At 66.4% G+C, this 8960-nt stretch carries 8 protein-coding genes; 1 reads left to right on the forward strand and 7 read right to left on the reverse strand.

Annotated elements, in window-relative coordinates; translation table 11 throughout:
- Nucleotides 1–748: 748 nt before the first annotated feature.
- Genes EET03_RS23315 through EET03_RS23330 form a run of 4 tightly spaced genes read right to left on the reverse strand, consistent with a single transcriptional unit; the run spans nucleotide 749 to nucleotide 4742 of the window.
- Nucleotides 749–1801 carry a CaiB/BaiF CoA transferase family protein gene (locus EET03_RS23315; RefSeq protein WP_099193761.1) on the reverse strand — a complete coding sequence of 351 codons (1053 nt, stop codon included), beginning with the start codon at nucleotides 1799–1801 and terminating at the stop codon, nucleotides 749–751.
- On the reverse strand, nucleotides 1798–2754 hold the full coding sequence (locus tag EET03_RS23320; RefSeq protein ID WP_075541758.1) for an LLM class F420-dependent oxidoreductase: 957 nt from the start codon (nucleotides 2752–2754) through the stop codon (nucleotides 1798–1800). The genes EET03_RS23315 and EET03_RS23320 overlap by 4 nt, the downstream gene beginning before the upstream one ends.
- Nucleotides 2739–3164 (reverse strand): cobalamin-dependent protein, encoded by a 426-nt coding sequence (locus EET03_RS23325; RefSeq protein WP_063473259.1) that lies wholly within the window; start codon nucleotides 3162–3164, stop codon nucleotides 2739–2741. The genes EET03_RS23320 and EET03_RS23325 overlap by 16 nt, the downstream gene beginning before the upstream one ends.
- The gene (locus tag EET03_RS23330) at nucleotides 3165–4742 is read right to left on the reverse strand and encodes a methylmalonyl-CoA mutase family protein (protein ID WP_075541757.1); all 1578 of its coding nucleotides are present in this window, start codon (nucleotides 4740–4742) and stop codon (nucleotides 3165–3167) included. It abuts the gene before it with no gap.
- Between the two features lie 153 nt (nucleotides 4743–4895).
- On the opposite strand from EET03_RS23330, the gene EET03_RS23335 reads away from it, so the two are divergent.
- The gene (locus EET03_RS23335; RefSeq protein WP_075541761.1) at nucleotides 4896–6437 is read left to right on the forward strand and encodes an amidase; all 1542 of its coding nucleotides are present in this window, start codon (nucleotides 4896–4898) and stop codon (nucleotides 6435–6437) included.
- A 3-nt stretch (nucleotides 6438–6440) separates the two neighbouring features.
- Here the strand turns inward: EET03_RS23335 and EET03_RS23340 are convergent, their stop codons facing one another.
- The 3 genes from EET03_RS23340 to EET03_RS23350 form a co-directional block, all read right to left on the reverse strand.
- Nucleotides 6441–7253 carry a class I SAM-dependent methyltransferase gene (locus tag EET03_RS23340; RefSeq protein WP_075541756.1) on the reverse strand — a complete coding sequence of 271 codons (813 nt, stop codon included), beginning with the start codon at nucleotides 7251–7253 and terminating at the stop codon, nucleotides 6441–6443.
- 90 nt (nucleotides 7254–7343) lie between these two features.
- Nucleotides 7344–8114, reverse strand: coding sequence for a M15 family metallopeptidase (locus tag EET03_RS23345; protein WP_099193762.1), 771 nt, complete (start codon nucleotides 8112–8114; stop codon nucleotides 7344–7346).
- Between the two features lie 158 nt (nucleotides 8115–8272).
- Nucleotides 8273–8575: a hypothetical protein gene (locus EET03_RS23350; RefSeq protein ID WP_082274514.1), complete on the reverse strand. Its 303-nt coding sequence runs from the start codon at nucleotides 8573–8575 to the stop codon at nucleotides 8273–8275.
- Nucleotides 8576–8960: the final 385 nt, after the last annotated feature.

The raw sequence follows: 8960 nt of genomic DNA on the forward strand, positions 1-8960 counted from the left end.
CACCTTGCCGCCTTGGCGGAACGTACGGCGCAGATACACCGATTCGTAGCAACACTTCTCACCGGAGCCGGTCACGTGAGCCCTGCGCACTTTGGCTACGTGCACCTTCTCGTTACGGCGTGACATATAGGTAATCCTAGCCATCCCGACGAAGAAATCCCGTGAACGACACACTCTATTTTGTCTACCTTTCTTGCGGGTCAACAGACTGAACCGCAGCTCACACCCCAGATCCCCGCCAAAACCCGGATTAACTTCGGCCTAGGAGCAGAACGCTAGCCTCCATCAGCGGGGTTTTGAGTGCCGACCGCTCCCAGGAAACAGCAACTCAGCCGTGGTGATGCGGCCGATCTTGCGCTGCAAGCCGCGCAGTAAGCTCACCGCCTCCGTGTCGGAGAACCCGCTAACGGTCGCAAAGTCCAATCCCGCGCCCACCAACTCGCTGGCCCAGGAGCATTCCGTCAAGTACAACACCCGAGCCCAAAGCTAGTCAGCGCTTGGCCACCAACGACTGCGTAAGAAAGACGACCAGTGAGCTCGTCGAATTCCTCCCAGGTCGACAACCCAGCACGCGGATCGGAAACGGTGTCGCAGTCGCCGAAAACTGCCATTGGTACAGCGCATGCTGTATGAAGCTGCGCTCATCGCTAGTCAGATCAACAGCTACCAACTCAGAATCAATTGACATTGAGCTGACCCTAAGCTGCTTTTGGGCGAGGTAGTGCGCGAGGGGCTGACAACATCGAGCTCAAGCGTTGAGCCCGTCGCCGTGCTCACCGAGCCGCGGCGGTGGCCGGTAGTCGGGCTGATAGCCAGAGACCCGCACCGGATTGCCCACGAGACGTAAATCGCCTGCCCGCACAACGATTTCCGGCGTCGCCTTCAGCGCCTCGGGAAGGGTGCGGACGGCCGCCGCCGGCACTCCGAGCGGACGCAGGCGCCGTTCCCAGCCGGCGGCGGTGTCGGTGGCCAGCATCGCCGTGACGACGCCGAGCACCTCGTCTCGCCGGGCCACCCGCTCGGCCATCGTTTCGAAACCGCCGATACCCGCCTCGTCGGCAAAGGATTTCCAGAACCCGTCGTGCGTGATGAACAGCGCCAGATACCCGTCGGCTGTCGGAAAGAGCTGAGCGGGAACGTAATACGAGTGTGCGCCATAGGGCCGGCGGTGCGGCTCGATACCCTCGTTGAGGTAGCCGGCGGCATGGTAATTCAGCTGCGAGAGCATGACGTCGCGCAGCGACACGTCCACCTGTCCGCCGCGACCTGAAACGATCATGGCCAGCAATCCCAGTGCCGCACACATTCCGGTGGAGTTGTCCGCCGACGAGTAGCCGGGCAGTGTCGGCGGGCCGTCCGGCTCACCGGTCAAAGCCGCGACGCCGGTGGCCGCCTGGATCACGTAGTCGAAAGCCGGATCATCGCCGCCGTTGAGACCGTAACCGGTGATCGCCACGCAGACGATTCGTTCGTTCCACCGCCGCAGGGCCTCGTAGGTGAGCCCCAGCCGGCGAATGGCCGACGGCTTGAGATTGACCAGAAGCGCCTGCGACTGGGCCGCGAGTTCACCTATGCGTCGTTGTCCCGCTTCAGAATTCAGGTCCAGGAAGATGCTCAACTTGTTGCGGTTGAGGCTGGCGAAGTAGCTCTCCCCCACGCTGCGGGAGATCTCGCCGCCCAGCGGCTCGACCTTGATCACCTCGGCACCGAGATCGGCCAGCAGCATGGTGGCATACGGCCCGGCCAGCATGGTGCCGACCTCGAGAATCCGTATCCCCGCCAGCGGACCCCGACCAGTCACCGCAACTCCGTTGCCAGCGAAGCGATCATCTCACGGGTCCGGCGCTTGGACGCGACGAGTTCGTCACGGTTGCCGCCGGTCGGCAACAAGCGCACCGACAGATCGGTCACACCGGCGTCGGCGAATCGGCGCAGCCGGGCCAGGATGGCGTCCTCGTCGCCGGCCACGCAGATGTCGCCGACGTCTTTGGCGTCGCCGTAACCCAGCAGCCGCTGGTAATTGGGCGATACCTCGGCCTCGCCCAGGATTCGGTTAGCACGCTCCCGTGCGGCGTCGACTTCGGTTGTGCGGCAAAGACATACCGGGACGCCGGCGACGATGCGCGGTGCCGGGCGCCCGGCATTGTCGGCGGCCTTGGTGATCCGGGGCACGACGTGCTCGGCGACGGCACGTTCGTCGGCCATCCACAGCACGGTGCCGTCGGCCCGCTCTCCGGCCAACGTCAGCATCACCGGCCCGAGCGCGGCCACCAACACCGGCAGCGGCGCCACCGGCGCCAGGTCAAGCGGGTTGTGCACCCGGAAGGTGGTGTTCTCCACGTCGACCGGGCCGGGATTGGTGAAGGCCGCGTGCAGCACTTCGAGATAGTCGCGGGTGTAGCGGGCCGGCCGCTCGTAGGGAAGCCCCAGCATGTCGTCGATGATCCAGTGGTGCGACGGTCCGACACCCAGCACCAACCGGCCCCCGGTCGCGGCGTGCACCGACAAAGCCTGGCGCGCCAATGCGATCGGGTGCTGCGCCTGCAGCGGAACGACGGCGGTGCCCAGCTCGATGCGGCTGGTCCGCGTCCCCATCAGGGCCACCGCCACCAGCGCGTCGAAGTCGTTGGGGATCTGCGGAATCCACGCGGTGTCCAGGCCGGCGGTCTCGGCCCAGTCGATATCGGCCAGCATCCGGATGACCTTGCGGGCCGAATCGCCGCGTTCCGGACCGACCATCACTCCGACACGCATGGTTCCTCCGAGGCTGGGTGCGCCGTGCCGGTCAGCGCGCGAATGTCACGCACCAGCACGTCCAGCGGTGTCCCGGTGGGAAATACCGCCGTCGCCCCGGCCTCCAGCAGCTTGGGCACGTCGGCGTGCGGGATCGTACCGCCGACGACGACGGCGATGTCGGCGGCGTCGGCGGCGCGCAGCGCTTCGATGGTGCGCGCGGTGAGCGCCAGGTGCGCGCCGGACAAGATGCTCAACCCCACGACGGCTACGTCTTCCTGCACGGCTATCGAGGCGATGTCTTCGATGCGCTGCCGGATGCCGGTGTAGATCACCTCGAAGCCGGCGTCGCGCAGCGTGCGGGCGACGATCTTGGCGCCGCGGTCATGCCCGTCGAGCCCGGGCTTGGCCACCAGGATCCGGGTGGCCATCTAAAACACCACCGGCTGCTGGAATTCGCCCCACACCGCCTTGAGCGCGGAGACCATCTCGCCGACCGTGCAGTAAGCGTTGGCGCAGTCGATCAGCCGGTGCATGAGATTGTCGGTTCCCTCGGCACCGCGGGCCAGCGCGGCGAGCGTGGATTGCACTGCGGCATTGTCTCTTTCGGCCTTGACCTGGGTCAGCCGCTTGAGTTGCAGGTCGCGCCCCTCGGCGTCGAGTTCGTAGGTAACGATGTCGGGTTCGGGTTCCTCGGAGACGAACCGGTTGACCCCGACCACCGGCCGCACCCCCGTTTCGATGTCCTTGTGCATCCGGAAGGCTTCGTCGGCGATCAGCCCTTGCAGATAGCCGTCTTCGATGGCACTGACCATCCCGCCGTGCTTTTCGAGGTCGGCCATGATCTCGATGATGCGGGCTTCGGTGGCATCGGTGAGCGCCTCGACGAAGTAGGAGCCGCCGAGCGGGTCGGCGACCCTGGCCACGCCGGTTTCGTAGGCCAGGATCTGCTGGGTGCGCAGCGCCAACGTGGTGGACTCCTCGGTGGGCAGCGCGAACGGCTCGTCCCAGGCCGCGGTGAACATCGACTGCACGCCGCCCAGCACCGCCGCCATCGCCTCGTAGGCCACCCGCATCACGTTGTTGTGCGCCTGCGGCGCATACAGTGACGCGCCGCCGCACACGCAACCGAAGCGGAACATCGACGCCCGATCCGTCTTGGCATCGTAGCGTTCCCGCACCAGCGTCGCCCAACGTCGCCGCCCCGCACGGTATTTGGCGATCTCCTCGAAGAAGTCGCCGTGGGTGTAGAAGAAAAACGAGATCTGCGGCGCGAACTCGTCGATGGTCATCCGGCCGCGTTGCACCACGGTGTCGCAGTAGGTCACGCCGTCGGCCAGGGTGAAGGCCATCTCCTGCACAGCGGTCGCACCGGCGTCGCGGAAGTGCGCACCGGCCACCGAGATGGCATTGAACTTCGGCACCTCGGCCGCGCAGAACTCGATGGTGTCGGCGATCAACCGCAGCGAGGGCTCGGGCGGCCAGATCCACGTGCCGCGCGAGGCGTACTCCTTGAGGATGTCGTTCTGGATGGTCCCGGTGAGCTTGGCCCGCGGCACGCCCTGGCGCTCGGCCGCGGCGACGTAGAACGCCAGCAGGATCGCCGCCGTGCCGTTGATCGTCATGCTGGTGCTGATCGTGTCCAGCGGGATGCCGTCGAACAGGATCTCGACATCGGCCAGCGTGTCGACGGCGACGCCGACCCGGCCGACTTCCTCGACGACGTCGGGGTCGTCGGAGTCGAAGCCACATTGGGTGGGCAGGTCGAGCGCCACCGAAAGCCCGGTCCCACCCTGGTCCAGCAGATAGCGGTACCGGCGGTTGGATTCCTCGGCGGTGCCGAATCCGGAGTATTGGCGAAACGTCCAGAGCTTGCCGCGGTAGCCCGACGCGAAGTTGCCCCGGGTGAAGGGAAACTCCCCCGGGCCCGGGGGTTCCGAGTCGCGGTCCGCCGGCCCGTACACCGGCGCAAGCGGGATGCCCGATGAGGTCTGAGCTTCATTATCCATCGATGAATAACGTACTTGCAAAAAAAGAGAATGCCAATACCGCTGGTCTGACCAGGTCAGATAGCACAATGCTGGGCGGCGGTGGTGGTCGGCCTCGGCTGATCCGCGGTCAGCTGCACCCGAGCGACCCAGCGACGTATGACGGAGGGCGACATGACGGTTCCCCGGCCATCGGCGGCAGACCTGCGCGCCGCCGCCGAGCACTTCGGTTTTCACCTCGACGCCGACGACCAACGGGATTACCTGGCGGCCGTAACCCACACGCTGCGGTCCTACGACGTGGTCGACGAACTCTACGACGACCTCTGCGACCACTCAGCCCACCAGCAGCCGCCCGACCGGGTCTACCGCTTCCCGAAGCCGGGCGACAACCCGCTCGGGGCCTGGTATGTCACGGCCGACATCGCCTCCGGCGCAACCGGTCCGCTGTCGGGCCGGACGGTGGCAATCAAGGACAACATCGCCGTGGCAGGCCTCCCGATGATGAACGGATCACGTGCGGTGGAGGGCTTTGTCCCCAGCCGTGACGCGACCGTCGTGCAGCGCTTGCTGGCCGCCGGGGCAACCATCGCCGGCAAGAGCGTCTGCGAAGACCTGTGCTGCTCGGGATCCAGCTTCACCTCCGCCTCCGGACCGGTGCGCAATCCGTGGGACCCGACACGGGAAACGGGCGGATCATCCAGCGGCAGTGGCGCGCTCGTCGCCGCCGGTGAAGTCGAGCTGGCACTGGGCGGCGACCAGGGCGGGTCGGTGCGCATCCCGGCCGCCCTGTGCGGCATCGTCGGGCTCAAACCGACACACGGGCTGGTGCCCTACACCGGCGCGTTTCCCATCGAGCGGACCATCGATCACCTCGGTCCGATGACGCGCACCGTCGCCGATGCGGCACTGATGCTCACGGTGCTTGCCGGACCCGATGGCCACGATTCGCGCCAGCCCGCGACGATCTCCCCGTTCGACTACCGGTCCGCGCTCACCGGCGACGTGACCGGTTTGCGAGTCGGCATTCTCGCCGAGGGCTTCCGGTGGGCCGGCTCGCGGCCCGGGGTCGACGAGCTGGTCCGGTCGGCGGCCCAGCGGTTCACCGAAATCGGTTGCACCGTAGGCGAGATCAGCGTGCCTTGGCATCGGAACATGATTCATGTCTTCGCCGTCGTCTTCACCGACGGCGCCACCTACCAGATGCTGGAGGGCAACGGATACGGGCTCGGCGTGGACGGACTCTACGACCCGGAACTGATGGCGCACTTCGCACGACAGCGTGTGGTCAAGGCCGACCAGTTCGCCAGCACCATCAAGGCGGCGGCGTTGTGCGGCCACTACAGCCGAAACACGCTCGGCGGCAAATCGTATGCCAAGGCACGTAATCTGCTGCCGCACCTTCGTGCAACTTATGACCGGGCACTCGACAGATACGACGTGCTGGTGATGCCCACGGTGCCCGGCACGGCCAATCCGCTGCCAGAGGGCAGCCCGCAGGATGTCGGGTTGCTACCACACGCATCCGGCAAGGCGGTCAACACGGCGCCCATGGACATCACCGGGCATCCCGCGATATCGGTGCCCGCCGGCCTGGTCGACGGGCTTCCTGCCGGAATGATGATCGTGGGCAAAAGATTCGACGATGTCACTGTATTGAGAGTTGCCGCCGCCTTTGAATCGCTGTGCGGTAGCTTCCCCGCCATTGCGGGCTGATCCCTATGCCCGGCAAAGGATTTCGCCATGAGGCATCGCCAGCCAGCCGTCCGGGGCGGCAGCCCAGGCCTGCCACGCCGCCGAGATCTCTTTCAGCTCAACCATTGTGGCCATGCCCGAGTCCACAAGTTGGCGAGACAGGGCCGACTGCAGGATGCGCTCGGCCCACATTCCTCCCCACCAGTCGCGCGTCTCGGCCGTCGCAAAACACCACATGCTGCCGGTCGGCGTGATGTCGTCGAAGCCGGCCGCGATGGCCCATGACAGCAGCCGCCGGCCCGCGTCCGGCTCGCCACCGTTGGCGCGAGCCGCCCGGTCGTAGAGTCGCAGCCACAGGTCCAGCGCGGGCAGCCGTGGAAACCAGATGAATCCCCCGTAATCGGCATCGCGAGCCGCGACAACTCCGCCCGGCGCACACACCCGCCGCATCTCCCGCAGTGCCCGCACCGGATCGGCGACGTGTTGTAACACCTGGTGGGCATGGACGACATCGAAGGTGTCGTCGGGAAAGTCGAGCGCATGCACGTCGGAGCTCACGAATGAGACGTTCGGCACGTTGCGCCGCCGGGCCTCGGCGCGGCCCAGGCTCAATGCGTCGTCGGTGAGCTCGACTGCCGTCACCCATCCCGGCGCCACCCGGGCGGCGAGGTCGACGGTGATCCTCGCAGGCCCGCAACCGACGTCCAACACCGTCATCCCCGGCTTCAGGTGGGGCAGCAGGTAGCTGGCGGAATTCTCCGCGGTGCGTACCCGGTGACTGCGCAGCACCGACTCGTGATGTCCGTGCGTGTAGCTGGTCGCAGAGCGGTCGTTCATTGCGGGGGCCCTTGGTCGGCGCGTCGTCGGTGGCGCCAGCCTATGACCTCAACTCACTATTTGAAATGGCTGTCTCATTACATGAGACAGCTAGTCGACCGGGACGTTGAGTGCCGGACGGTCGACGTCGGCGCCGGGACCGTCGAAATGCCACCACTCGCCGGAGTACACGTCCAGCCCGCCATACTGCATGGCCTCCCGCAGCGCCGCCCGGTTCGCCTGAGCCGCCACGGTCACCCCCTGGGTCGCGAATGCCGTTGCCCGCGACGAGAAATCGTCGAAGTCGGTGCCCATGTCGGCCAGGCACAGTCCGTGCACCTGCCGCTCGGCCGGGCAGCTCTGTTGTGGGCTGGTGAACGTCACGTCGACCGCGCGGCCGGCCTCGTGGCTGCGGGCATAGGGTCCCGGCCGCGCCACCCACGCCGGATTGGGAACCGCGTCGAACATCTTGACCTGCGCCTCGTGTGGCCGGTAACAGTCCCAGAAGACCAACACGTGCCCTTGCGGGCGTAGTGCGACCGCGGCCGCCGCGAGTCCTTGGGCCATGGATTGGTGTACCAGGCACCGGGCATCGGCCGGATAGAGCTGGGTGTGGGTGAAGTTGTTGGTGGTCGCGTAGCGCAGGTCGATGACGGCGTCGGGCAGCACGCTTCGGACATCGACGAACCCGGCCGCGTGCGCCGCGTCGCTGAGCGCCGGCACGCCGGGGCCGGACGGGACCGTGGTCCCGACGGGCCGCACCGGCACGGACCCGAGGGGCCCGGATCCCGACAACCGGGGCGATGCGACACCGGCGTCCTGACAGCCACCCGCAACCGCGACGAGCAGCGCGGCGGCCACAGCCGGACAAAATCGCCGCATTCCAGGCATCCGGACATTGTCGCGGGTGCTCGAGCCGAAGTCGGCGCAGCCACACCAGCGGCGGCGAAACTCGGCAAACGCTTTACCGAACCGATACCCGGCCCGGCGGAGCGCTCAGCGGGTCGGGCTATGAGCCCTTGGGTTGTTCAGTGCTCGTCTCAGTGCTCGTCGTAGTGACCGTCATGGGCGGCATGGCGGCAGCCGTCGTGCACATAGTCGACGTGATCACCGTGCGGAACCGCCACATGTCCGCAGCCCTCGCCGTGAGTGTGGTCGTGCCCCTCATGCGTCGCGTGGCCGCCGGCCGGTTCGCATTCGTCGAAGTGATCGCCATGCTGTCGATGCAGGTGACCGTCGTGCACATAGTCGACGTGATCACCGTGCGGAATCGCGACATGCCCACACCCGTGCCCATGCGGATGGTCGTGACCCACATGCTGCTCGTGAGCTACAGCGTTCATTTGGTCCTCCTGGCAACCGATTTCGACGGCTTGTCGATGTTGGTCAGCGACTGCCGCACTTCCATGGTGAGCTATCCGCCACCCCGGACAAGAGCAGAAAGTCACCGAGAAGGCTGGCTACCCAAGGGGGAAGGCATCGTCACCCGATCAGGGGACGGCCGCTCCGCTCGAAGTAGGGCTGCCAGCTGTTGCGGGTGGGTGTGCGACACGAATGTAGGTGACGGGGGTGATGCTGGTGGCGGTGTAGTCTGGTTGTGGTATGAACAACCAGACTTGGAGGAAAGGGTGACCGAACCATCGCTGGGCGACTTGGAACAGCAGCGCGAGTGGTTGTATGCCGAGCTGGCCGGCACCGGAGATTTCCGGCGGGGCTCGATCAGCGAGA

This window comes from Mycobacterium innocens (genome assembly GCF_900566055.1).
GTDB lineage: Bacteria > Actinomycetota > Actinomycetes > Mycobacteriales > Mycobacteriaceae > Mycobacterium > Mycobacterium innocens.